The 24,361-nt window shown below is 70.5% G+C and carries 18 protein-coding genes; 8 read left to right on the forward strand and 10 right to left on the reverse strand.

Translation table 11 applies throughout. From position 1 onward, the window contains the following. The first annotated feature begins 87 nt into the window (after window positions 1-87). On the forward strand, window positions 88-1,227 hold the full coding sequence (gene sepH, locus ITJ55_RS02250; protein ID WP_194593899.1) for a septation protein SepH: 1,140 nt from the start codon (window positions 88-90) through the stop codon (window positions 1,225-1,227). A 12-nt stretch (window positions 1,228-1,239) separates the two neighbouring features. Here the strand turns inward: sepH and ITJ55_RS02255 are convergent, their stop codons facing one another. Further along, the gene (locus ITJ55_RS02255; RefSeq protein WP_370543973.1) at window positions 1,240-2,382 is read right to left on the reverse strand and encodes an alkaline phosphatase family protein; all 1,143 of its coding nucleotides are present in this window, start codon (window positions 2,380-2,382) and stop codon (window positions 1,240-1,242) included. Window positions 2,383-2,443: 61 nt separating this feature from the next. On the opposite strand from ITJ55_RS02255, the gene ITJ55_RS02260 reads away from it, so the two are divergent. Then, a complete protein-coding gene (locus tag ITJ55_RS02260; RefSeq protein ID WP_194593901.1) occupies window positions 2,444-4,957 on the forward strand; it encodes a DNA topoisomerase (ATP-hydrolyzing) subunit A in 2,514 nt (837 codons plus the stop codon). 87 nt (window positions 4,958-5,044) lie between these two features. Here the strand turns inward: ITJ55_RS02260 and ITJ55_RS02265 are convergent, their stop codons facing one another. Further along, window positions 5,045-7,159: a type IIA DNA topoisomerase subunit B gene (locus tag ITJ55_RS02265; protein WP_194593902.1), complete on the reverse strand. Its 2,115-nt coding sequence runs from the start codon at window positions 7,157-7,159 to the stop codon at window positions 5,045-5,047. Window positions 7,160-7,375: 216 nt separating this feature from the next. Here ITJ55_RS02265 and ITJ55_RS02270 point away from each other — a divergent pair, with 216 nt between their 5' ends. Continuing rightward, window positions 7,376-7,603: a hypothetical protein gene (locus ITJ55_RS02270; protein WP_194593903.1), complete on the forward strand. Its 228-nt coding sequence runs from the start codon at window positions 7,376-7,378 to the stop codon at window positions 7,601-7,603. Between the two features lie 102 nt (window positions 7,604-7,705). Here the strand turns inward: ITJ55_RS02270 and ITJ55_RS02275 are convergent, their stop codons facing one another. From ITJ55_RS02275 to ITJ55_RS02295, 5 genes are all read right to left on the reverse strand, one after another. Next, the gene (locus tag ITJ55_RS02275; RefSeq protein ID WP_194593904.1) at window positions 7,706-8,458 is read right to left on the reverse strand and encodes a cobyric acid synthase; all 753 of its coding nucleotides are present in this window, start codon (window positions 8,456-8,458) and stop codon (window positions 7,706-7,708) included. After that, window positions 8,455-9,714, reverse strand: coding sequence for a MurT ligase domain-containing protein (locus ITJ55_RS02280; RefSeq protein ID WP_194593905.1), 1,260 nt, complete (start codon window positions 9,712-9,714; stop codon window positions 8,455-8,457). The genes ITJ55_RS02275 and ITJ55_RS02280 overlap by 4 nt, the downstream gene beginning before the upstream one ends. 4 nt (window positions 9,715-9,718) lie before the next feature. Further along, a complete protein-coding gene (locus ITJ55_RS02285; RefSeq protein WP_194593906.1) occupies window positions 9,719-10,978 on the reverse strand; it encodes an RNA polymerase sigma factor in 1,260 nt (419 codons plus the stop codon). A 239-nt stretch (window positions 10,979-11,217) separates the two neighbouring features. Continuing rightward, entirely contained in the window at window positions 11,218-12,573 is a 1,356-nt protein-coding gene (locus tag ITJ55_RS02290; protein WP_194593907.1) for an MFS transporter, read from the reverse strand. An 88-nt stretch (window positions 12,574-12,661) separates the two neighbouring features. Beyond that, window positions 12,662-13,588, reverse strand: coding sequence for a proteasome assembly chaperone family protein (locus ITJ55_RS02295; RefSeq protein WP_194593908.1), 927 nt, complete (start codon window positions 13,586-13,588; stop codon window positions 12,662-12,664). 86 nt (window positions 13,589-13,674) lie between these two features. Here ITJ55_RS02295 and ITJ55_RS02300 point away from each other — a divergent pair, with 86 nt between their 5' ends. The 3 genes from ITJ55_RS02300 to sucB all read left to right on the forward strand — a co-directional run bounded on the left by ITJ55_RS02300 (window position 13,675) and on the right by sucB (window position 18,302). Further along, window positions 13,675-15,153 carry a leucyl aminopeptidase gene (locus ITJ55_RS02300; protein WP_194593909.1) on the forward strand — a complete coding sequence of 493 codons (1,479 nt, stop codon included), beginning with the start codon at window positions 13,675-13,677 and terminating at the stop codon, window positions 15,151-15,153. Between the two features lie 175 nt (window positions 15,154-15,328). Further along, complete coding sequence (gene lpdA, locus ITJ55_RS02305) at window positions 15,329-16,702, forward strand: dihydrolipoyl dehydrogenase (RefSeq protein ID WP_194593910.1); 1,374 nt, start codon at window positions 15,329-15,331, stop codon at window positions 16,700-16,702. A 91-nt stretch (window positions 16,703-16,793) separates the two neighbouring features. Beyond that, on the forward strand, window positions 16,794-18,302 hold the full coding sequence (gene sucB, locus ITJ55_RS02310) for a 2-oxoglutarate dehydrogenase, E2 component, dihydrolipoamide succinyltransferase (protein WP_194593911.1): 1,509 nt from the start codon (window positions 16,794-16,796) through the stop codon (window positions 18,300-18,302). A gap of 27 nt (window positions 18,303-18,329) precedes the next feature. On the opposite strand, the gene ITJ55_RS02315 is transcribed toward sucB, so the two are convergent. Continuing rightward, window positions 18,330-19,742, reverse strand: a complete 1,413-nt coding sequence (locus ITJ55_RS02315) for a hypothetical protein (RefSeq protein WP_194593912.1) — start codon at window positions 19,740-19,742, stop codon at window positions 18,330-18,332. A 123-nt stretch (window positions 19,743-19,865) separates the two neighbouring features. Here ITJ55_RS02315 and ITJ55_RS02320 point away from each other — a divergent pair, with 123 nt between their 5' ends. Further along, window positions 19,866-20,588: a DUF4191 domain-containing protein gene (locus tag ITJ55_RS02320; protein WP_194593913.1), complete on the forward strand. Its 723-nt coding sequence runs from the start codon at window positions 19,866-19,868 to the stop codon at window positions 20,586-20,588. Between the two features lie 80 nt (window positions 20,589-20,668). Here ITJ55_RS02320 and ITJ55_RS02325 read toward each other — a convergent pair whose 3' ends face one another. Continuing rightward, complete coding sequence (locus ITJ55_RS02325) at window positions 20,669-21,109, reverse strand: RDD family protein (RefSeq protein WP_194593914.1); 441 nt, start codon at window positions 21,107-21,109, stop codon at window positions 20,669-20,671. Between the two features lie 138 nt (window positions 21,110-21,247). On the opposite strand from ITJ55_RS02325, the gene glnA reads away from it, so the two are divergent. Then, on the forward strand, window positions 21,248-22,672 hold the full coding sequence (glnA, locus tag ITJ55_RS02330) for a type I glutamate--ammonia ligase (RefSeq protein ID WP_056256541.1): 1,425 nt from the start codon (window positions 21,248-21,250) through the stop codon (window positions 22,670-22,672). 194 nt (window positions 22,673-22,866) lie between these two features. On the opposite strand, the gene ITJ55_RS02335 is transcribed toward glnA, so the two are convergent. Beyond that, entirely contained in the window at window positions 22,867-24,312 is a 1,446-nt protein-coding gene (locus ITJ55_RS02335; RefSeq protein WP_194593915.1) for a UDP-glucose/GDP-mannose dehydrogenase family protein, read from the reverse strand. Between the last annotated feature and the right edge of the window lie 49 nt (window positions 24,313-24,361).

Raw genomic sequence — 24,361 nt, forward strand, 5'->3', positions numbered from 1 at the left:
CTGACGGCACGCCCGTCGTATTCCCGCGAGAACGGGCCCCGGCATGCGACTCTTGGCACCGGATCACGACGGTGAAAGGCGTGGAAAATGCAGGATCTCAGGGTCATCGGCGTCCAGAGCGGAGCTCTGCTCGTCGCGACCGACGCCGGTGGCGAGTACCGCCTTCCCGTCACGCACACGCTCCACTCCCAGCTCCGGGCGGCCAGCCCCGCCGACGCCCCGGTCGAACGCAAGGCGCCGCCTCGTGAGATCCAGGCCCTCGTCCGTGCCGGCAAGACGGCCGGCCAGGTCGCCGAACTGACCGGCGCCGACGTCGACTACGTGCACCGGTTCGAGGGGCCCGTGCTCGCCGAGCGCGCGTTCGTCCTCGCGAGCGCCCGCGCCGTCCCCGTGTCCGTGGCAGACGACGTGCCCGCGACGACCTTCGGCACCGTCATCGACGAGCGGCTCGACGGCGCCGAGACCACGCAGCGCGAGTGGACCGCCTACAAGGACGCCGAGCACGGTTGGGTGGTCCACGTGGCCTTCGTCACCCACGAGGTCGAGCGAGACGCGACCTGGCGGTTCGATCCCAAGAAGTCGGTGTTGGTGCCGCTCGGCGGGGACGCCCACCGTCTGTCCCGACACGACGAAGAAGCCGGTCCGCTCGTCCCCCGTCTCCGGGCCGTGGGCCGTGACTCCCGTCCGGACGACACGTCGGGGCGTTTCGACAGCGGGGCGTTCCTCGTCGAGCAGGACGCCGAGGTCGAGGTGCCCGCCGAGCCGGCGACCGACCGGCTGCGTCCCGGGGGCCGGAGCACCGCCTCCTTCGCTGCCGCCAACCGGACCCCCGACGACGCGAGCGGCCACGACCAGACCGCCGACCTGCTCGAGGCCCTGCGTCGCCGTCGCGGCGAACGTGAGGCGGCACGATTCTCGGACGACGACGGGCGCGGCGACCACCCGGCGACGGGCTCGATCCGGGTGATCGACGTCCCCCTCGACGACTTCGACCTGCCCGAGGGGGCCACCAAGCCGACGCCCGCCCTGCCCGACCTGTCGGATCGAGGCGAGATCACGGTCGAGAGCGTGCCCGTCCAACCCACGGGCATCCGCGGCAGCCGTGGACGCGCGGCCCGCCGGGAGATGCCGAGTGCTCAGCCGGCCAAGAAGGCCCGCGGCCGCACGTCCATGCCGAGCTGGGACGAGATCGTCTTCGGCGCGCGCTCCGACGACGATCCCGCCTGACCACGGCCGGCGTCACCTCGCTGGCTGGCGGCGGTACGCACCGAACGCCCTCAGGGGCACCATCGTCTCGTCGTCGGACCACGAGCCGTGCTGCCCGACCATCGTGCCGGGTTCACCGCCCCGGTCACGGCCGTCGTAGTAGGCCACGCCACGTCGGGCGGCGACGAGGACGTCCCCGATGCGGGGCACGACCACGGGGTCGACCGGACCGAACCAGCCTGCGTCCACCGCCTCCTCCCGGGTCAGCACCCAGGCGCGGTCGCCCTCGGCCGACCGCCAGGACTCCAGCAGCGCGCGCCGTCGACCGTCGCCGGCGTCGGGTTCGAGGTGCAGTTGCAGGCACCGGGGTTCACCGGCGACGTGGCGGACCCCGTCCACCAGGGCGGGCGTCCCGCCGAACACGATGCGGCGCCGCTCCCCCACGTCGACCATGCCGTGGTCGGCCGTGACGATCACCCCGACGTCCGGCGGCAGCCCTGCCTCGAGCGAGCGCACCTCGGAGTCGACGCCCTCGAGGGCGTCGATCCACTCGTCGGACTCCCACCCGGCCCGGTGCGCGATCATGTCGAGTTCGGGGACGTACAGATAGATCAGGGAGGCGCGGCCCGACTCCACGAGCTGCGCCGCGGTCGCGAAGCGGTCCGCCACGCTCTCGGCGACGTCGTACGTCGCTCCGCGGAGGATCGCCTCGGTCAGGCCGGAGGACCGGTAGCGCTTCGGGCCGACCGCGTGGGACTCGACGTCGGTCGCCGTCTCGAACAGGGTGGGGCGACGCTGCCACTCGTCGGGTCGCATGCGGTCGTCCCAGCCGGAGAGCTGCTTGACCACGCGGTCGTTCTCGGCGTCGAGGACCGAGTAGCCCACGAGTCCGTGCTGCCCCGGCAAGGCCCCCGTCGTCAGGGTCGTGAGGGCCGCGGCGGTGGTCGTCGGCCAGCCGGACCACAGGCTGCCCTTCACCCCGGACAACGTGCGGGCGTGGCCGCGACGGGCGCCGAGCGCCGCCTGCCCGAGACCGTCGACGACGACGACGACGGCGGCCCGGACGGCCGGCAGGCCGAGCACGTTGACCTCACCCCGCAGGGAGGCGAGACAGGAAGGCACCACGTCGGCCAGGCTCGCGGCCCCTCGAGGGCGCGCCGGTACGATGGAAGACACCGGCCCCAGTCTGGCACAGCGACGACCGGGGGCCTCCTCCACCCCGATCCGTGAGAAGTGCATGACCACCACCGAGAACACGAACGACCCCGACCACGGCGAACGCATCGAAGACATCGACGTCTCGCTCGAGATGCAGGGGTCGTTCCTCGAATACGCGTACTCGGTCATCTACTCGCGGGCCCTCCCGGACGCGCGCGACGGTCTCAAGCCGGTCCAGCGGCGCATCCTCTACCAGATGTCCGAGATGGGCCTCCGACCCGACCGCGGACACGTCAAGAGCGCACGGGTCGTCGGCGAGGTGATGGGCAAGCTGCACCCCCACGGTGACACGGCGATCTACGACGCCATGGTCCGGCAGGCGCAGCCCTTCACGATGCGGGTCCCGTTGATCGACGGTCACGGCAACTTCGGCTCCCTCGACGACGGCCCGGCGGCGCCCCGGTACACCGAGGCCCGGCTCGCCGAGGCGTCGCTGGCCATGACCCAGGGGCTCGGCGAGGACGTCGTCGACTTCGTCCCGAACTACGACAACCAGCTGATGCAGCCGGAGGTGCTGCCCGCGGCGTTCCCCAACCTGCTCGTCAACGGTGCCAGCGGCATCGCCGTGGGCATGGCCACGAACATGGCCCCGCACAACCTGGTCGAGGTCGTCGGCGCCGCTCGTCACCTCATCGACCACCCCGACGCGAGCCTCGACGACCTAATGGCCTTCGTGCCCGGTCCCGATCTGCCGACCGGAGGCACGATCGCCGGCCTCGCCGGGGTCCGTGACGCCTACGCCACGGGTCGTGGCAGCTTCAAGACCCGGGCGCGCGTCGCCGTCGAGAGCATCACGGCGCGCAAGAACGGTCTCGTCGTCACCGAGCTGCCCTACCTCGTCGGCCCCGAGAAGGTCATCGAGAAGATCAAGGACGGGGTGCAGGCGAAGAAACTCACGGGCATCACGGACGTCACCGACCTGACGGACCACACGCACGGCCTTCGTCTCGTCATCGGCATCAAGACGGGCTTCAGCCCCGAGGCCGTCCTCGAGCAGCTCTACCGCTACACGCCGCTCGAGGACGGCTTCAGCATCAACAACGTCGCCCTCGTCGAGGGTCAGCCGCGGACGCTCGGGCTGAAGGAGATGCTCGAGGTCTACGTCGCGCACCGAGTCGCGGTGGTGACGCGTCGCAGCCGCTACCGGCTCGCGAAGAAAGAGGACCGCCTCCATCTCGTCGAAGGGTTGCTCGTCGCCATCGTCGACATCGACGAGGTCATCCAGGTCATCCGGACGAGCGACGACACCGCCGCCGCGCGAGCCCGTCTCCGCGAGGTCTTCGACCTCAGCGAGATCCAGGCCGAGTACATCCTCGACCTGCAGTTGCGGCGCCTGACGAAGTTCAGCCGGATCGAACTCGAAGCCGAGCGCGACGAACTGCTCGCGGCGATCGCCGACCTCCAGGCGCTGCTGGCCGACCCGGCCCGACTGCGGGCCCTCGTCTCGAGCGAGCTCGGCGAGATCGCCGAGCAGTTCGGCACCCCACGGCGCACGCTGCTGACCGAGGCCCGACCGAGCGTCGCCACGACGGGTCGTGGCAGCAAGGCCGCCCCCGTCCTCGAGATCGCCGACACCCCGACCAGGGTGTTCCTCTCCACCACGGGCCGCATCCTGCGCGTGGACCACCTCGACCCCGACTCGGCCGTGCCCTCTCCCCCGGCGCGACGCACGAAGCACGACGCGGTCCTGTCGTCGATCGACACCACGGCACGCACCGAGATCGGTGCGGTGACGAACTTCGGTCGCCTCGTCCGACTCACCCCGGTCGACCTGCCGTCCGTGCCGCCGACCTCGGTCCAGCTCGGCGCGGGGGTCCCCGTCCGGGACTACGTCGGTCTGGTCGACAAGAAGGAGCGCGTCCTCGGACTCGTCTCGCTGACCTCCGAGCGGACCATCGCCCTCGGCACCGCGCGAGGCGTCGTGAAGCGCGTCGCGACCGGCCAGTACCCGGCTCGACCCGATTTCCCCGTGATCTCGCTCAAGAAGGGCGACGAGGTCGTCGGTGTCGCCCAGGGCGTCGACGACGACGAACTGGTCTTCGTCTCGTCGGCCACGCAACTGCTGCGATTCACCGCCTCGTCGGTGCGTCCGCAGGGGCCGGCCGGCGGAGGCGTCGCGGGCATCAACCTGGCGGACGACGCCACGGTCATCTTCTTCGGCTCCGTGCCCGCAGGCCGCGAGGCCGTCGTCGCGACCGTCTCCGGCAGCAGTGCGACGATCGTCGGCACCGACCCCGGGCGGGCCAAGCTGAGCGCGTTCGACGAGTACCCGGGCAAGGGCCGGGCGACCGGCGGCGTCCGCTCCCATTCGCTGCTGAAGGGTGAGGACGCCCTCTTCCTGGCCTGGGTCGGCCCCCGGCCCGCGCAGGCGGTCGGACCGGACGGCTCGGTGCGCACCCTGCCGACCGAACTCTCCCGACGCGACGGCTCGGGCACTCCGCTGGATGCCGTCGTCGGGTCGATCGGGGCGTCCGTGGCTTACATCACCGACTCGGCGACGGGCCTCGAAGCCGGAGCCGAACCGAGCGAGTGACCTGGCCCGGGCCAGCCCCGGCGTGGGACGACGCCGCCCGTCGCGAACGGGGAGCGACGTCGTGCGGGGCGGCGGGCCGACCGAGGCTCAGACGTCGATGCGGTCGCGGCTGAGGCCTGCTCCGTCGATGATGAACTCTTTTCGAGGAGCGACGTCGTTGCCCATGAGCAACTCGAAGACCCGCGCCGCGTTCTCGGCATCGTCGACCTTCACGCGGCGGAGCATGCGGTTCTGGCGTTCCATCGTCGTCGTGCGGAGCTGCTCGGCATCCATCTCGCCGAGGCCCTTGTAGCGCTGGATGGGGTCTTGGAACTTCTTGTTGGTGCGCTTGAGACCGGCGAGAACGCCGTGCAGCTCTTTCTCGGAGTACGTGTAGAGCGTCTGGTTCGGTTTGCTGCCGGGGTGCATGACCACGACGCGGTGAAGCGGAGGCACTGCGGCGAACACCCGCCCGGCCTCGATCATCGGACGCATGTACCGGAAGAACAGCGTGAGCAGCAGCGTCCGGATGTGGGCACCGTCGACGTCGGCGTCGCTCATGATGATCACCTTGCCGTAGCGGGCCGCGTCGAGGTCGAACGAACGCCCCGAGCCGGCACCCAGCACCTGGATGATGGAGGCGCACTCGAGGTTCGAGAGCATGTCGCTGACCGAGGCCTTCTGCACGTTCAGGATCTTGCCGCGGATCGGCAGGAGGGCCTGGAACTCGCTGTTGCGAGCGACCTTGGCCGTTCCGAGGGCCGAGTCGCCCTCGACGATGAAGAGCTCGCTGTTCGCGACGTCGTTGGACCGGCAGTCGACGAGCTTGGCCGGCAGCGTCGAGTTCTCGAGGGCGTTCTTGCGACGCTGGGTCTCTTTGTGCGCGCGGGCGGCGATGCGGGACTTCATCTCGGCCACGACCTTGTCGAGGACGAGGCCGGTCTGGGCCTTGTCTTCTCGACGGGTGGACGCGAAGAGCTTGCCGAACTCGTCTGCCACCACGTTCGCCACGATCGCCCGGACGGCCGGCGTGCCCAGGATCTCTTTGGTCTGACCCTCGAACTGTGGCTCGGGCAGACGCACCGTGAGCACGGCGGTCAGGCCGGCGAGGACGTCGTCTTTGTCGATCTTGTCGTTGCCGACCTTGAGCCGGCGTGCGTTCGCCTCGACCTGCTGGCGGACGAACTTGAGGAGGCCGGCCTCGAACCCCGCCTGGTGCGATCCGCCCTTCGGCGTGGCGATGATGTTCACGTAGCTGCGGAAGACCGTCTCGTAGCCGCTGCCCCACCGCAGGGCGATGTCGACGTCGCACTCGCGTTCGAGTTCGGTGGCGATCATGGCGCCGCCCTCGGTGAGGACGGGCACGGTCTCGGTGTAGGTGCCGGACCCCGTCATGCGCCAGGTGTCGGTCACGGCGGTGTCGGGCGCGAGGAACTCGACGTACTCGCTGATGCCCCCGTCGAAGCGGAACGTGCTCTCGAGGGGGAAGCCGCCGTCGGTGAGCGACCCGGCTCGCTCGTCGCGAAGTGTCAGCGTGAGCCCAGGGATGAGGAAGGCGGTCTGTCGAGCCCGCCCCGAGAGCTCGTCGGTCTGGAACGACGCACCGCGGGTGAAGATCTGCCGGTCGGCCCAGTACCGCACGCGCGTGCCCGTGACGCCCCGCTTGGTCTTGCCGACCTCGCGGAGCACGCTGCCCGAGACGAACGGCGTGAACGGGGAGTCGGGCGTCGGTGCGCCGGTGTCGTCGAAGGTGCCGGGCTCGCCGCGGCGGAACGACATGGCGTAGGTCTTGCCGCCCCGGTCGACCTCGACGTCGAGTCGCTCGGACAACGCGTTGACCACGGACGCCCCGACCCCGTGCAGGCCCCCGGACGACGTGTACGAGCCCCCGCCGAACTTGCCGCCCGCGTGGAGCTTGGTGAAGACGACCTCGACGCCGCTGAGCCCCGTCTTGGGTTCGATGTCGACCGGCACGCCACGACCGCTGTCTCGGACCTCGACGCTGTCGTCGTCGTGCAGGACGACGTCGATGGTGTCGCCGTGGCCACCCAGGGCCTCGTCGACGGAGTTGTCGATGATCTCCCACAGGCAGTGCATCAACCCGCGGGAGTCGGTCGACCCGATGTACATGCCGGGCCGCTTGCGCACGGCCTCGAGGCCCTCGAGCACCGAGAGGTGCCGGGCCGAGTAGTCGGAGGCGGGTGCGGACGAAGTGGGGGGCATGGTTCTCCAGGAGCCTTCGGCTCGACGGCGGGAATGCGAGGAGGCGGTGACCGCGTTACAGCCTACCGAGAGCCGCCGACAGGGCGGCTCCGACACTCGATCGGGCCGTCCGCTCTACGCGATGAGCGAAATCGGGGCCGATGTCACGCGATACCGACGTCGGCGTGTTTTGATGAGTGTCACCACCCACCGCACCACCGTCAGGAGGAGCATCACATGACTCAGATGGCCACCGACCAGACCGCCGTCGACGAGCTCGGCTCCCGTTACCAGTTGAGCGCCGCAGACCGCTGCGACAGCTGCGGGGCCCAGGCCTACATCCGCGCCACCATGGCCACGGGCGAACTGCTCTTCTGCGCCCACCACGGCGCGAAGTTCAGAGAGAAGCTGCAGCCCACCGCCATCGAGTGGCTCGACGAGAGTTCGAAACTCCTCGCCCACTGAGACCCCGCGTCGACACCGGACCACAGCCCGGATCGCACGCACGACGAAGGCCCCGCATCCAATCGGTGCGGGGCCTTCGTCGTGTGTGCGCCGACGGCGAGGTCACATGGCCTTGAAGGACCGTTCGAGGTTGTCGGCGATCACCCGCTGTGATGCGGCCGCGTACTCGTCGAGCTTGGCGTGTGCGGTGCCCGACGCGTACGAGATCATGCGGCGGCTCAGCGCGACGCGCAGCACCCGGTCGGTCAACGTCGGGTTGAGCGGCAGCACGGGCCCCTTGAGCTGCGTGCCGAAGGATGCTCCCCGCAGCACGCCCTCGCGGCCGTCGCCGTTGCCTCCGCCGTGGACCACGGAGCCGAAGGCCTGGGCACCGGAGCCGAGTTCGAGATGCGCAGCGTGGTCCTCGAAGCCGAAGAGCGTGATCTCGTCGCCCTGGTAGTCCGTGGTCACCGTCAGGTAGTTCGTCCTGCGGGGTGCACCCCGACGGACGAGGGCGTCGAAGAATCCGACACCCTCGACGGTCTCGCCCTCGACGGTCTCGACCCCGCGGCTCAGCAGCTCGAGTCCGCCGCCCACCGCCACCACCGGGACGCCCGAGGCGGCGAACGCGTCGAGGGCCGGACCCAGGCGACGTGCGTCGGCGGAGACCGAGCGGACGCCGGACAGCGGCCCGTGACCGACCACGACGACGTCGGCGACGGTCGGCACGTCGTCGCCGACCCGGTACTCGAGCACGGAACTCTCGATGCCGGCACGACGGGCTCGGACGGCGAGCGTGGTCACGTTGCCCCGATCACCGCTGACGCCGAGTTCTTCGGGGTAGAGGTGGACGATTCGGAGGACGTCGTCGCTCACGCGGTCTTCTCCAGGTCGGGGTGGCCGAGGATGCGGCGCGCCAGCATCATCTGCTCGTAGTTCGTGACGAAGTGCTTCGTGTGGTCGCCGGACGACGGCAGCGCACGCATGAGCCGGATGGCCTTCGAGATGTCCTCTTCGATCACGTGCACCGGGATGCCCTCGTGCTCGAGCCGCAGGGCGAGCTGCCACGCCTTGGCCCCGGCCAGGACGTCGACGTGGTCCAGGTGGGAGAAATCGATGTCGTAGATCCACGAGATGTCGGGCGTGCCCTCGTCGATCGCCAACATGACCTGCTCGACGTCTTGAGGGAGCGCGTCCAGGTTGAGCTGCAGGCTCGCCGCGTTCTTGAACATGATGAACTCGGCCTCGTCGTCGCCGAGGGACATGCGTTCGCCGCGCCCGTAGGCGGGTTTCATCCCGTCGAAGGCCCGACGGACGGCATCGGGGTCGACGGGGTGGCCCAGGACCACCGACGCGGTCTGCAGCGCCGCGGCGGCGTCGACGGCGTAATGCAGGCCGCGGGCCGGCAGGCGGACGTCGATCGGGGTGCCCGACACGGTGATGGTGGCGCCGTTGCCGGTGAGGGCGGTGACCTCGGTGTCTGCCACCAGGGAGTCGTCGGCCCGACGGCTGAAGTCGTGCGCGTTCTGCAGGCCGTTGGGCGAGGCCGAGACGACCTCGGGTGAGGCACCGAAGCGCGTCACGGCCTGGCGGCCCACGCCCTGGTACGGACCGAGGTGCTGGTCGTCGCGGTTCGTGACGACCGCGGTGGTGGCCTCGGCCGCCGTGTCGGTCATCATCGTGCCGACGCGCTCGGTCTCGAAGAACCGGTAGAGCTGGTCCACCTGGACGTTCAGCATCAACACGGTCGACGGATGGAGCGACTTCGTGAGTTCGACGGCGAACGCCTCGTCGACCTCGATGACCCCGATGTCGTCGCGGACGCGACCGAACGGCGTGACCTCGCGGAGGAAGGCGGACGCGATGCCCTGGGGCAGGTTGGCACCCGTCGGGTTCGTGAACACCTTCAGGCCGTGGGCCCGAAGCGTCTCGGTCAGCATCATCGTCGTGGTCGACTTGCCGTTGGAGCCGAGCACGAAGACCACGCCGCGCTCGAACTGCGACGAGACGTGAGTCAGGAAGTCGGGAGCGAGCGTCAGTACGGTGCGCCCCGGGTACGCCGAACCGCCGCCTCGCAGGCGGGCGACGGCCCGGACGAGACGACCGGCCAGGACGGGGACGAGATAACGCACGGGCCTACTCGAGGTAGTCGCGGAGCGACTGCGATCGCGACGGGTGGCGCAGCTTCGCCATCGTCTTCGACTCGATCTGGCGGATGCGCTCACGCGTCACGCCGAACGTGTCACCGATCTGGTCGAGGGTCTTGGGCATGCCGTCGCCCAGCCCGAAGCGCATGCGGATGACGCCGGCCTCACGCTCGGACAGGCTGTCGAGCAGCGACTCCAGCTGCTTCTGCAGCATGGTAAAGCCGACGGCGTCGGCGGGCACGACGGCCTCGGTGTCTTCGATGAGGTCGCCGAACTCGCTGTCGCCGTCTTCACCGAGGGGCGTGTGCAGCGAGATGGGCTCTCGACCGTACTTCTGGACCTCGACGACCTTCTCGGGCGTCATGTCGAGTTCGCGGGACAGTTCTTCGGGCGTGGGCTCGCGACCGAGGTCTTGCAGCATCTGGCGCTGGACGCGGGCGAGCTTGTTGATGACCTCGACCATGTGGACCGGGATGCGGATCGTGCGCGCCTGGTCGGCCATGGCGCGGGTGATCGCCTGACGGATCCACCAGGTGGCGTAGGTCGAGAACTTGAAGCCCTTGGTGTAGTCGAACTTCTCGACGGCGCGGATGAGCCCGAGGTTGCCCTCTTGGATCAGGTCGAGGAACTGCATGCCGCGGCCGGTGTAGCGCTTGGCCAGGCTGACCACGAGTCGGAGGTTGGCGCCGAGGAGGTGGCTCTTGGCGCGTTGGCCGTCGCGGGACACCCAGCGCAGCTCGCGCTCGAGCTCGCGGCTCAGGCCGGTGCTGTTGGCCAGCTTGTCGTCGGCGAAGAGCCCTGCCTCGATGCGCATGGCGAGCTCGACCTCTTCGGCCGCGTTCAGCAGGGCGACCTTGCCGATCTGCTTGAGGTAGTCCTTGACGGGGTCGGCGGTCGCGCCGGTGATGGTCGTCGAGTAGACGGGCATCTCGTCGTCGTCGTCCTGCGAGATGACGAGGGCGCCAGTCGGCAGGATCTCGGGGGCCGGGGTCGGGCTGTCGGCATCGGCGTCGTCGGACGCCGCGGGGTCGACGACGGCGTCGGCGTCGACCTCGTCGTCGCTCGCCTCGGACGCGGCGGCCTTCTTCGCCGCCGCAGCCTTCGTCGGAGCCTTCGCTGCCGCCTTCTTGGCGGGGGCCCTCTTCGCCGGCGCCTTCTTGGCGGCGGGAGCCGTGGTCTCGGCCTCGACGGCCGTGTCGTCGCTCACGGCCTCGTCGGGGGCCGTGGTCGCTTTGGTGCGTGTAGCCATGCGAACACCTTTCAGTTCTCGGTACGTCCTGGCCGGACGCGGTCGTCGCGTTCTCGTGCGCCGGTGGGGACGTCGACCGGCACTGGGCGTCGGCCGAATTCGGGCAGTACGAGGACCCATGTCAAGTCCTCGGCCGCAAGCGCGTCGGCTGTGCCGACTCGCGATCTCGATCGATGGACATGAACGGGTCCGTGTCTCATTATTGCACGTCCTGCGCAGGCCGGACGACACGAGGCAGGTCAGGCAGTCGGTCCGCCCCTGCGTCGCCACCACGTGGCCTGCCACCGCCTGTTGAGGGCAACCCAGAGCGGGGCGACCTCTATTCCCTCCTCGAGGCGGAGGCCCCGCCGCGTCCGCCGCCGTTCGACCAGGAGCGCCACGACTCCCCCGCCGACCACGACGTACTGCACCAGGAGGGCGATGCGGAACGAATCGAACGAGAACAGGTCACTCGGCCGGCCGGAGGCGACGCGAGCCGAGTCGAGCTGGTCGAGGACGACCCCGATGAGGAACATCATGACGAAGCTGGCCAGGAACCCTCCGACGTTCACCACCCCGTTGGCGACGCCGAGACTGCGGAGGGGGTTGAAGGTCCGCGCGAAGTCGAAGCCGATCAGCGACCCCGGACCTCCCACCCCCAGCGCGACGACCAGGACGTAGGCGAGCCAGTGCGGCGGCGTCCCGGGCCAGACCAGCAGCGTCGTCCACACCACGCCGAGCATCGTGACGATGCCGAGCACGAGGTTCGACCGCCGCATGGGGTACCTCGCCACGAGGACGCCCAGCACCGGCCCCGCGACGACGCCCGACAACACCAGCAGCGAGAGCATGCCCGAGGCCTCGCCGGTCGAGAACCCGAGACCGCCCACGAGCAGTGGCACACCCCACAGGAGGCTGAAGACGGTGCCCGACGACTGCGTGACGAAGTGCGACCAGAAGCCCAGCCGCGTGCCCGGGCGTTTCACGCTCTGACCGAGCTGTCGCCCCGCGTCGGCCCAGGTGACGACCGCCTCGGACCGGATGCGGCCGACCGGAGACTCCTTGACGACCGCCAGCACGACCACGGCGGCCACGACCGAGAGGGATGCAGCGCTCAGGAAGGCCGGCGTCCACCCCGCTCCGTGCAGCACGATCGACAGCGGCACCGCCGACAGCACCTGTCCGAGCTGCCCGACGTTGCCGGTCCACTGCGAGATCTGCGGCAGGATCGGGCCGCGGAACCACGCGGGCAGGAGTCGGATGACCGAGATGAACGTCATGGCGTCGCCGGCCCCGACGAGCACGCGGCCCGCGACCGCCACGCCGATCGTCGGCGGCGAGAGCGCGACGACGAGCTGACCCGCGGCGAGGAGCACGGCGCCGGCGAAGATGAGCCTCTTGGGCCCCACCCGGTCGAGCAGCACGCCCACGGGGATCTGCAGTCCGGCGTAGACGACGAGCTGGACGACCGCGAGGGTCGACAGGGTCGAGGCCGAGACGCCGAAGAGCTGCTGGGCCTCGACGCCCGAGACGCCGAGCGACGAGCGCTGCAGGACGGCGACGACGTAGGCGAAGACGGCGGCGCCCCAGACGAGCCAGGCGCGGGCGGAGTTCACCCCGCGACCCTAGCCGACGGGGGGCTGGCCGCCGGCCCGCGCCTCCTGCGCCCGGACGACGGGACGCACCCGGGAGGCGCGGTGCGGGTCAGTCGCGGTCGTCGCCTTCGCCGTCCACCCGCCGGGTGGCGAGGAACTTCTCGAGCTCGGCCGCCAGGGCGTCGGCCGTGGGCACCTGGCCGTCCTGGTCGGTCAGCGGCGAGGGCAGGGGGTTGCCCTGCATGTAGGTGTCGTGTCGTTCTTCGAGGGTGGCGACGAGGCGCGAGAGCTCGTGGTTGCCCGCGACCTGCTCGTCGACCTTGACCATGAACTCGCGACCTTCTTCGCGGAGGCGGTCGGTGGGGAAGATGAGACCGGTCGCGGCACTGATGCTCGACAGCGCTGCGACCGCGGCGTCGGGGAACTCGGTGTCGGCGAGGTAGTGGGGCACGAGGAGGACGAAGCCGGCCGTCGGGTGGCCGGTCTCTCCGAGTCGGTGCTCGACGAGGTGGAGCGCGTTGGCGGGTGCCTGCGTGACGGGCTTCCAGACCGACATGGCCTCGACCAGATCGGAGCGGTTGCCGCTGACCGTCACCCCGATCGGCCGGGTGTGCGGCACCGGCATGGGGATCGAGTGCACCCAGGTGGTGGTCGAGACGCGGTATCGCTCGACGAGTTGGACGACGGCCGCGGTGAAGCGCTGCCACTGGAAGTCGGGTTCGAAGCCCGCGAGCAGCAGGAACTGTTGACCGAGGTCGTCTCGGACGAGGTGGAGCGACAGCGTCGAGGGCTCGATCTCGGAGATGTGGTCCTGGTCGAACGTGAAGGTCGGACGACGGGCCCGGTAGTCGAGCAGCTCGTCGGCGTCGAACGTCGCCACGAGGGTGTGGTCGAGGGCGTCGAGGACGTAGTCCGCGAGCTGGCTCACCGCCGAGCCCGCGTCGGCGAACCCGGTCAGGCCCGCGACGAGCGGCAGCCCTTCGGGCACGTCGTCGGCGTCGGGGCTGAGATCGTAGAGGGCTGCGGGGTCGTGCATGGTGTCCATGCTAGGCATCGGCCGTCGTCCACCGGTGCCGACGACCACGTGCCGAGAGCGAACAGCGCGGTGGATACGATTGACGGATGACCGTCGCCACGCTCTCCGTCCTCCCGTCCGATCCGACCACCGCCGAGGCCGACGTCCTCGTCGTCGGGGTCGTCAAGGGGGCCGACGGCCCCGAGGCGACCGTCCGGGTCGAGGGGCTGTCCGACTCGTTCGCGGCGCTCGGCGTGACCGGCGCCCGCGACGAGCTCGTCAAGGTGCCCGGCCACGGCGTGACCGCCTCGATCGTCGCGCTCGTCGGCCTCGGGGACTCCGTCACCGCCGAGGGCCTCCGCTACGCCGCCGGCTCCGCCGTGCGTCAGCTCACCGCCGTCGACCGCGTCGTGCTGGCCCTGCCGGTCGCCGACGACCTCGACGCGCTCGCCGCGCTCGAGGGAGCGGCGATCGCCTCGTACGAGTTCGACGCCTTCCGTCACGCGTCGGCCTCGGACAGTCGTCGGCACGCCCGCGAGGTCGCCCTCGCGACGTCGGTCGACGTGCCGGCCGTCGTCGTCGAACGAGCCACCGTGGTGGCCGAGGCGGTGCACACCGTGCGCGACCTCGCCACGACGCCCCCGCAGCAGATGTACCCGCAGGCCCTCGCCGACTTCGCGGTCGAGCACGCCTCGGACGACGCCCTCTCGGTGACCGTCCTCGACGAGGAGGCCCTCCGCGAGGGCGGCTACGGCGGCATCCTCGGCGTCGGCCAGGGCTCGAGCCGGGGGCCCCGTCTCGTCAAGGTGGAGTACTCCCCCGCCGGCGCGACCAAGCACCTCGCCCTCGTGGGCAAGGGCATCACCTACGACACAGGCGGCCTGTCGCTCAAGCCCGCCGCGAGCATGCTCGGCATGAAGGACGACATGACCGGCGCCGCCACGGTGCTCGCCGTGACGGTGGCCGTCGCCAAGCTGGGGTTGCCCGTCCGGCTCACCGCATGGCTCTGCATCGCCGAGAACATGCCGAGCGGCACGGCCATCCGGCCCGACGACGTCCTCACCATCAAGGGCGGCACGACCGTCGAGGTCACCAACACCGACGCCGAGGGGCGTCTGGTCATGGCCGACGGGCTCGTGGCGGCCAGCGAAGAACAGCCGGACGCGATCGTCGACGTCGCGACGTTGACGGGCGCGCAGGTCGTCGCGCTCGGCACCCGGTACGTGGGCGTCATGGGCAACGACGACCTGGCCACCGAGATCGTCTCGGTCGCCGACGCGGCCGGCGAGACCTTCTGGCGCATGCCGCTGGCCGCCGAGTTGCGGGCCCGCCTGAACTCCGACGTGGCCGACCTGGTGAACGCGACCCCGGGCAACACCGCGGCCGGCATGCTGCTGGCGGGGGTCTTCTTGAACGAGTTCGTCGGGGCCCGCGAGGGCTCGACGACGCCCATCCCCTGGGCCCACCTCGACATCGCGGGGCCGTCGAACAACAAGGGCGGCGGGTACGGCTACACGGCCAAGGGCTCGACGGGTGTGTCCGTCCGCACCCTGATCGAGCTGGCCGACAAGTTTTCCGCTGCGTAGTAGGGTCGTGGGGGCGGGAGAAACCCGCTGAGATCGGTCCTCCGAGAGCATCCGCCGACGTGCGTCACGACGACGCCGCCGAACGGTGCGGTCGGTTCGGGGTCGGGCGTCGTCGCCACCGCGACGGCCCCGCCTCGGCGTCGGGGCACCGCCGAACGCACGAGGGAGTTGCTGGGTGTCGGAACAGAATTTTGACCTGGTGGTGCTCGGCGGCGGAAGTGGCGGATACGCCGCAGCGCTGCGAGCGAGCGAGTTGGGCCTGAGCGTCGCACTCGTCGAGAAGGACAAGGTCGGGGGCACCTGCCTGCACCGCGGCTGCATCCCCACCAAGGCCCTGCTGCACTCGGCCGAGGTGGCCGACGTGTCGCGCGAGTCCGCCAAGTACGGCGTGAACACCGACTTCCACGGCATCGACATCGCGGCCGTGACCTCGTACCGCGAGGGCATCGTCGCCAGCAAGTACAAGGGACTGCAGGGCCTCGTCAAGGCCCGTGGAATCACCACGGTCGAGGGCGAAGGCAAGCTGACGTCCCCGTCGACCGTGCAGGTCGGCGAGACCACGCTCAAGGCCAAGAACGTCGTGCTCGCCACGGGCTCGTACTCGCGCAGCCTGCCGGGCCTCGAGATCGGCGGCAAGGTCATCACCAGCGAGCACGCGCTCGCCCTCGACCACGTGCCGAACAAGGTCGTCATCCTCGGTGGCGGCGTCATCGGCGTCGAGTTCGCCAGCGTCTGGAAGAGCTTCGGCGTCGACGTGACGATCGTCGAGGCGCTGCCCCACCTCGTCCCCAACGAAGAAGAGTCGATCTCGAAGCAGTTCGAGCGGGCGTTTCGCAAGCGCGGCATCGCGTTCTCGCTCGGCGTGCGCTTCCAGGGCGTCGAGCAGAACGACGACGGCGTCGTCGTGACCCTCGAGGACGGCAAGACCTTCGACGCCGACCTCCTGTTGGTCGCCGTCGGCCGCGGGCCCTCGACGGCCGGTCTCGGCTACGAAGAGGTCGGCATCACGATGGACCGTGGCTTCGTCCTGACCAACGAACGCCTCGCGACGAACGTTCCCGGCGTCTACGCGCTCGGCGACATCGTCCCCGGTCTGCAGCTCGCGCACCGTAGCTTCCAGCACGGCATCTTCGTGGCCGAAGAGATCGCGGGCCTCAAGCCGCAGGTCATCTCGGACGTCAACATCCCGAAGGTCACCTACTCGGACCCCGAGGTCGCGTCGGTCGGGCTCACCGAGGTCAAGGCCGCCGACCAGTACGGTGCCGACAAGGTCACGAGCTACGACTACAACCTCGCCGGCAACGGCAAGAGCCACATCATCGGCACGAGCGGTTCGGTCAAGGTCGTCCGCGTCGTCGACGGGCCCGTCGTCGGCGTCCACATGATCGGAGCCCGCGTGGGCGAGCTGATCGGCGAGGCACAGCTCGCCGTCAACTGGGAGGCCTACCCCGAGGACGTCGCGCCCCTGATCCACGCGCACCCGACCCAGAACGAGGCACTCGGAGAAGCGATGCTGGCCCTGGCCGGCAAGCCCCTCCACGCGATGTGACCCGCGAGCACCACCCGCTCCTGCCCGGCAGGGGCCCGCACCACCATCACAGCAACCACAGACACACAATGTCGTCAAAGGAGCCCCACAGATGAGCGAATCCGTCAACCTCCCGGCACTCGGTGAGAGTGTCACCGAGGGTACGGTCACCCGCTGGTTGAAGAACGTCGGTGACCGCGTCGAGGTCGACGAGCCGCTGCTCGAGGTCTCGACCGACAAGGTCGACACCGAGATCCCTTCCCCCGTCGCCGGTGTGATCGAAGAGATCCTCGTCGGCGAGGACGAGACCGTCGAGGTCGGCACCGCACTGGTCCGCATCGGTGACGGCAGCGCCTCCGAGGCACCGGCCGACGAACCCGAGGCCGCCGCCGAACCCGAGGCCGCCGCCGAACCCGAGCAGGCCCCCGAAGCACCGGCCGAGGCCGAGGCCGAAGAGCCCGTCGTCCCCTCGTCCGCGGCTCCCGCCCCCGGCGAGGAATCCGCCGCGAGTGCGCCGGAGCCCGCCGCCGCGGTGGACCCGGCGCCCGCCGTGAAGCAGGACGACGCCGGGCAGCAGCCCGCCGCCGCCCAGCCCGAGGCGACGCAGCCGAGCAGCGAGCAGTCCGCCCCGTCGGCCCCGACCCCCTCGCCGGCGACCGGCTCGTCGGAGTCGGCCACCCCGGCTCCGGCTGCCCCGGCACCGAGCAGTGGTGCACCCGTCGGGTACGTGACCCCCCTCGTCCGCAAGCTCGCGAACGAGAAGGGCGTCGACATCTCGACCCTCACCGGCAGCGGAGTGGGTGGACGCATCCGCAAGGAGGACGTCCTCGCCGCCGCCGAGGCCGCGACGTCGTCGGCCGCCTCGACGCCCGAGTCGACCGGCCCGGCGCCGATCGAGGTCTCGCCGCTGCGGGGCACGACCGTGCCCATGTCGCGTCTGCGCAAGGTCGTCGCCGAGCGCGCCGTCCAGTCGATGCAGGCCATGGCCCAGCTCACCAGCGTGGTCGAGGTCGACGTCACGAAGGTGGCCGCGTTCCGCGACGCCCACAAGGGTGCGTTCCTCGAGAAGACCGGCAACAAGCTGTCGTTCCTCCCGTTCTTCACCCTGGCCGCGGCAGAAGCCCTCAAGGCTCACCCGAAGCTGAACGCCACGGTCGACGGTGACTCGATCGTCTACCCCGACCACGAGCACGTGGCCATGGCGGTCGACACCGAGCGGGGCCTCCTGACGCCCGTCCTCAAGAACGCGTCCGACCTCGACCTGGCGGGCATCGCCGGCCAGATCGCCGACCTCGCCCAGCGCACGCGCGACAACAAGCTCAAGCCCGACGAGCTGGCCGGTGGCACGTTCACCGTCACCAACACCGGTTCGCGCGGCGCGCTGTTCGACACCCCCGTGGTCTTCTTGCCGCAGGTGGCCATCCTCGGCACGGGCATCGTCGTGAAGCGTCCCGTGGTCATCAAGGCGGACGGTTCGGAGTCCATCGCGATCCGCTCGATGGTGTACTTGGCCCTGTCGTACGACCACCGCATCGTGGACGGTGCGGACGCCGCACGCTTCTTGGTCGCGGTAAAGGACCGCCTCGAAGGCGGCGACTTCACGTCGAAGCTCGGCATCTGACGATCGTCGTCTGAGGCGTCGGACGCCTCACCCGTCGACGAACACGTCGCGAAGCCGCCAACCGGCCTCGGTCCTCATCACGAGGACCGAGGCCGGTTCGCCGTCGGGGCCGCGGGCCGCCAGGAGGACCGCGCCACCCGTCGCCGAGGACTCCCCCGTCAGCTCGACGGAGATCGTCCGGTCGGCTGCCAGCGACGGGTCGTCGAGCACCGTCGCGTCGCGCAGCGCGATCGGCGACCCCGCCTGGTCGACGGCCGCGAGGCAGGACGGTGTGGCCTCCCGGAGGCAGTCGAGCCTTGCGCGGAGCAGCACCGCGGCAGCCGCACCGGCGTCGTCGCCGAGCACGGCCATCTCGTTCGGCTCGCCCGTCGTGCGCGGCCGGCCGGGAACGGTTGGCGCGGCCGTCGACGCACCCTCGGTCGGCGAATCCGTGACCACCGGCTCGTCGGTGACCGATCGATCGTCGGGCGTCGCCGGGACGGCCGTCGCCACCACCTCGCCCGAGGTCGCGGCGGCGACGGCATCACCGGAGGCGCCCGCCCCGCGATCGGTGCCTCCTGTCGCCGTCGTTCCCAGCACGAGCGCCGCCGCACCCACCAGCACGGCCCCGGCTCCGAGCGCCCGGTAGCGGGGCCGGACCCGCCGGAGGCCGGCGACCACGTCCTGCGCCCGGAGACCGGGCAGCCAGGCGACGACCCTGTCGATCACCTCGGACTCGGGCAGCAGGGCCCACCAGGCCGGGGCCGCCGGCTCGTCCGGCGGGACGGTCTCGTCGTGGTGGCCCGCCGGCAGGTCGCCGTGCGGTGCGTCCACGCTCGAGAGCGGTACGGCCTCGCCGAGGTCGAAGACCGACTCGACCAGCGACTCGAAGGTCATCGGGTCGAGGGCCGGTGCCGCACCTCCCCCGCCGGGCCGGGTCGCGCGTCCGACCATCGACCGGGCGAACTCGGCTGCGACGGGCAACGAGGCGGCCTCGGCGTCGGGGCCCGCGGCCGAGGCCCCGGAGAGTCCGACGATCACGGGCGCCCCTCGTCCGTCAATCTCGACGTCGTCGACGCCCAGCGCGGAGAGGGCGACACCGCGGCGCGCCAGGTGCTGGACGGCACCCAGCACGGGGACGACGAGCGTGACCACCTCACCGGTCTCGGGGCGTCCACGCGCGGCCAGCCACGATGCCAGGGGGTCGCCCCCGACGTCGTCGAACGCGAGCACGAGCTCCCCCGTCGGGCCCGTGAAGACGTCGACGAGCCGGGCCACGTGCGGGTGGTCCGCGTGGGCGAAGGCGACCGCCTCGGCGACAGGAGGCGTGACCGTCGGTCGCGACCCGCGCCTCCTGAGCACGACGCGACGCCCGTCGGGCGCCTCGGCCCGGAGGCGCTCGACGTCGCCGTCGAGACGTCGCGAGAGCACGCGGTAGGGGCCGGTCGACTCGTCCGTCATGGCCCGATGGTCTCGGTTCGGCGACCCCTCGTGGAGGCGACGTCTCCGCCCCTGTCGATCACCGTCGTTTCCGGTCCCCTGTGGAGGACCCGTGAGCCCGCCCGACCCCGTATCCTGGTCCACATGGCTCGACGCACGTCCCCCGAGAACACGTCCCCGAAACCGCCGAAAGAACCCGGCCGTCTCAAGCAGATGTGGCAGGTCTTCACCATGACCCGCCGCATCGACAAGACGGCGCTGCCGATGATGCTGCTGGCGTTCTTCGTGCCGGTGCTGCTCGGCGTGGCCGCGGCCCTGTTGCTGACGGACGGCAACGTCCTCGCCCTCGTGCTGTACATCGTCGTCGGCGTGATGCTCGGGTTCTTGCTGCTGCTGATCGTGCTGGGCCGGAAGGCCGAGCGTGCCGCCTACTCGCAGATCGAGGGCCAGCCGGGTGCGGTCGGTGCCGTCATGAAGAGTGGCCTGCGTCGTGCCTGGCGGGCCGCCGAGATGCCGGTCGCCGTCCAGGGCCGCAGCCAGTCCGCCGTCTACCGCGCCGTCGGTCGGCCGGGCGTCGTGCTGATCGCCGAGGGCGGTGCCGGTCAGACCCGCCGCCTCGTCGACGAAGAACGCCGGAAGATCACGCGCATCCTGCCGAACGTGCCCGTCCACGTACTGAACGTCGGCCCGGACGCCGATGCCGTCCCGCTGCACAAGCTCGCCGGACGCATGAACAAGCTGAAGTCGTCCATCAACCGCAACGAGGTGCTCGCGGTGAGCAACCGCCTCCAGTCGCTCGGTCAGAACGGCCTGCCGATCCCCAAGGGCGTCGACCCCTTCAAGGTGCGGTCGGGCCGTCCGCGCTGAGCCCGGCCCCGACGTGACGTGACGACGGCGTCCCTCCGATCAGGAGGGGCGCCGTCGTCGTCCGTGGCGAGGTCCGCGGGTCAGACGCGGACGAGGAGGGTGCCGGCGACGCGGTCGTGGAGGCCCCGCTGGTCGAGGTCCCAGACGACGGCCGGGATCACCAGGACGAGCAGGGCCGATCGCAGCGCAGGTCGCCAGACGCCGATGCGGCCGCCCGCCATCGGCACGAGGCGCAGGCCCACCGCGAGGTGCCCGAGCGACCCGCCGAACAGCACGAGGAACAGCACCTGCATCAGCAGGAAGACGCCCGTGATCGCGAGCCCCTCGCCACCGAAGAAGAGGGCGGCGACGGCGTACGCGATCGCCCAGTCGACGGCGAGCCCGGCGACGCGTCGTCCGAGCCGTGCCACCGACCGCGGGCCCTTCTCGGGCAGGCCGAGACGTTCTCCCGGCCAGCGCTGCGCCCCGTCGTCGGGACCGCCGACCGAGGGGCGGGAGGGAGGCGCGGTGCGATCGGGCATGCACCGAGCCTACCGACGGGTCGAGCCGTAACATGCCTGAAACATGAGGGACACCGCAGCGAAACGGCCCCTCCGTAGCCTCGACGGAGGCTGCGTCCCGCATCCGATCCGTTCCCAGCTCATTGGAGAGACATCTAGATGTTCACCGATTCTTCCGAGGTGCTGAAGTTCATCAAGGACACCGACGTCAAGTTCCTTGACATCCGCTTCACCGATCTGCCCGGTGTCCAGCAGCACTTCAACATCCCCGCCTCCACGGTCGACGAGGAGTTCTTCTCCGTCGGACAGCTCTTTGACGGGTCCTCCATCCGGGGCTTCGCCTCCATCCACGAGTCCGACATGCAGCTCATCCCCGACGTGACGACCGGGTACGTCGACCCGTTCCGCGCCGAGCGCACGCTCGTCCTCGTCTTCGACATCTTCAACCCGCGCAACGGCGAGCTGTACAGCCGTGACCCGCGCCAGGTGGCCAAGAAGGCCGAGAAGTACCTGGCCTCGACCGGCATCGCCGACACCGCGTTCTTCGCACCCGAGGCCGAGTTCTACATCTTCGACGACGTCCGCTACGAGGTGAAGCAGAACGCGAGCTTCTACAGCGTCGACAGCGAAGAGGGCGCCTGGAACACGGGCCGCGTCGAAGAGGGCGGCAACCTCGCCAACAAGACGGCCTACAAGGGTGGCTACTTCCCGGTCAGCCCGGTCGACAAGACCGCCGACCTCCGCGACGACATCAGCCTCAAGCTGATCGACTCCGGCCTCGAGCTCGAGCGTGCGCACCACGAGGTGGGCACCGGCGGCCAGCAAGAGATCAACTACAAGTTCGACACGATGGTCCACGCCGCGGACGACATCCTGAAGTTCAAGTACATCGTCAAGAACACCGCAGAGCAGTGGGGCAAGGTCGCGACCTTCATGCCCAAGCCGCTCTTCGGCGACAACGGCTCGGGCATGCACACGCACCAGTCGCTCTGGAACGACGGCAAGCCGCTGTTCTACGACGAGAACGGCTACGGCGGGCTCTCCGACCTCGCGCGGTGGTACATCGGCGGCCTGCTCAAGCACGCCCCGGCCGTGCTCGCCTTCACGAACCCGTCGATCAACTCGTACCACCGGTTGATCCCGGGCTTCGAGGCCCCCGTGAACCTGGTCTACTCGGCCGGCAACCGCTCGGCGGCCATCCGCATCCCGATCACGGGCACGAACCCCAAGGCCAAGCGAATCGAGTTCCGCGTGCCGGACGCCGCCTCGAACCCCTACCTGGCGTTCGCGGCACAGCTGATGGCGGGTCTCGACGGCATCCAGAATCGCATCGAGCCGCACGAGCCGGTCGACAAGGACCTGTACGAGCTGCCCCCGGAAGAAGCGAAGAACATCCCGCAGGTGCCCGCGTCGCTCGACGGTGCGCTCGACGCGCTCGAGGCCGACCACGAGTTCCTCACCAAGGGCAACGTCTTCACGGAAGACCTCATCGAGACCTGGATCGCCTACAAGCGCGAGAAAGAGATCCTGCCCATGGCGCAGCGTCCCCACCCGTTCGAGTTCGAGCTGTACTTCGGCGTCTGACCCGTCGGCGACGATCGCCGAGAGGCCCGCATCCCTTCGGGGGTGCGGGCCTCTCGCCTGTGGTGGGTGGGCGTCCTCGGCGAGGCGACCCGCGCCTCCTCGGGCTCGCCGGCGACGAGGAGGCGCGGTTCGCGCACGCAGGACGGGCCGCCTCCCGCAGGAGGCGGCCCGTCAGCCCGTGCCCGACGATCCGGTCAGGCGGGTACGGCGGTCGGCGCCAGCACGCGGCGCTGGGCCGGGATGCGGCGGCCGCCGAGGGGACGGACCTCCCACCCGGCGGCGGACCAGACCTCGGCGTCGAGCACGTTGCGTGCGTCGATCACCACGGGGTTCGCGGCGAGCTCGGCGAGCCCGGCCGCGTCGGCCCCGACGAACTCGGGCCACTCCGTGAGCAGCAGCACCGCGTCGGCGTCCGTGACGGCCTCGGCGGCCGAGTCGGCGAACGACAACGTCGGGAAGCTGCGCTGGGCCGTCTGCGTCGCCTCGGGGTCGACCACCAGCACCTGGGCACCCCGGAGGTGCAGGGCGGCCGCCACGTTCAGCGCCGGCGAGTCACGCACGTCGTCGGTGTGCGGCTTGAACGCGGCGCCCAGCACCGCGATGCGCCGGTTGAGCACCGATCCGCCGCAGGCGTCGATCGCCTGGTCGATGACCCGCTGACGCTGCGCCATGTTGATCTCGTCCACCTGCTGCATGAGCCCGACGACGCGGTGTGCCGACAACTCGTTCGCCCGGAACATGAGTGCGCGGATGTCCTTCGGCAGGCAGCCGCCCCCGAAGCCGAGACCGGCGTTCAAGAACTTGCGGCCGATGCGGTCGTCGAAGCCGAGCGCGTCGGCCAGGGTCGACACGTTGGCGCCGGCGGCCTCGCAGAGCTCGCTGATGGCGTTGATGAACGAGATCTTGGTCGCCAGGAAGGCGTTGGCGCTGACCTTGACCAATTCGGCGGTGGGCAGGTCGCACGAGATGACCGGCGTCCCCGTGGCGATCGGCATCGCGTAGACCGTGCGCATCACGGCCTCGGTGCGGACGTCGGTGCCGCCGAACACGATGCGGTCGGGACGCAGGGTGTCCTCGACGGCGTGACCCTCGCGGAGGAACTCGGGGTTCCAGACGAGGTCGGCCGTGACGCCTGCCGGCACCACGCCGGCGACGATCTCACGCAGGTGGGCGGCCGTGCCGACGGGGACGGTCGACTTGCCGACGATCAGGCCGTCGTGGCTGAGGGCGGCGGCCACGTTGCGCGTGGCCTCCTCGACGTACGAGAGGTTCGCGGCGTGGCTCCCCCGGCGCTGCGGCGTGCCGACGCAGACGAAGTGCACGTCCGACACGGCCACGGCCTCGGCCAGGTCGGTCGTGAAGGCGAGCCGGCCCGAGGCGACGTGCTTCACGATGAGCTCGGGCAGGCCGGGCTCGAAGAAGGGCACGCGGCCGTCGGCCAGGGCGGCGACCTTGGCAGGGTCGGTGTCGACCCCGATCACGTCGAAGCCCATCTCGGCCATGGCGGCGGCGTGCGTGGCCCCGAGGTAGCCGGTGCCGATGACGCTGATGCGCGGCTTGACCGAGCTGCTGCCGGTGGCCTGCTCGGGGGTGGCCCGCTCGGGGGTGGCCTGCTCGGGGGTGGTGGCGTCGTTCGTCATGGTGCGCTCCTGAGGGTGAGGGAGGTGCGTGAGGGGTGTGAGGTGGTGG

It is taken from the genome of Frigoribacterium sp. VKM Ac-1396, from assembly GCF_015350895.1.
Lineage (GTDB): Bacteria > Actinomycetota > Actinomycetes > Actinomycetales > Microbacteriaceae > Frigoribacterium.

Bases quoted from the DNA above. Each gene is read 5' to 3' on its own strand.
- sepH (WP_194593899.1), top strand. From the start codon at position 88: ATGCAGGATCTCAGGGTCATCGGCGTCCAGAGCGGAGCTCTGCTCGTC.
- ITJ55_RS02260 (WP_194593901.1), top strand. From the start codon at position 2,444: ATGACCACCACCGAGAACACGAACGACCCCGACCACGGCGAACGCATC.
- ITJ55_RS02265 (WP_194593902.1), bottom strand. From the start codon at position 7,159: ATGCCCCCCACTTCGTCCGCACCCGCCTCCGACTACTCGGCCCGGCAC.
- ITJ55_RS02270 (WP_194593903.1), top strand. From the start codon at position 7,376: ATGACTCAGATGGCCACCGACCAGACCGCCGTCGACGAGCTCGGCTCC.
- ITJ55_RS02285 (WP_194593906.1), bottom strand. From the start codon at position 10,978: ATGGCTACACGCACCAAAGCGACCACGGCCCCCGACGAGGCCGTGAGC.
- ITJ55_RS02295 (WP_194593908.1), bottom strand. From the start codon at position 13,588: ATGCACGACCCCGCAGCCCTCTACGATCTCAGCCCCGACGCCGACGAC.
- ITJ55_RS02300 (WP_194593909.1), top strand. From the start codon at position 13,675: ATGACCGTCGCCACGCTCTCCGTCCTCCCGTCCGATCCGACCACCGCC.
- sucB (WP_194593911.1), top strand. From the start codon at position 16,794: ATGAGCGAATCCGTCAACCTCCCGGCACTCGGTGAGAGTGTCACCGAG.
- ITJ55_RS02315 (WP_194593912.1), bottom strand. From the start codon at position 19,742: ATGACGGACGAGTCGACCGGCCCCTACCGCGTGCTCTCGCGACGTCTC.
- ITJ55_RS02320 (WP_194593913.1), top strand. From the start codon at position 19,866: ATGGCTCGACGCACGTCCCCCGAGAACACGTCCCCGAAACCGCCGAAA.
- ITJ55_RS02325 (WP_194593914.1), bottom strand. From the start codon at position 21,109: ATGCCCGATCGCACCGCGCCTCCCTCCCGCCCCTCGGTCGGCGGTCCC.
- glnA (WP_056256541.1), top strand. From the start codon at position 21,248: ATGTTCACCGATTCTTCCGAGGTGCTGAAGTTCATCAAGGACACCGAC.
- ITJ55_RS02335 (WP_194593915.1), bottom strand. From the start codon at position 24,312: ATGACGAACGACGCCACCACCCCCGAGCAGGCCACCCCCGAGCGGGCC.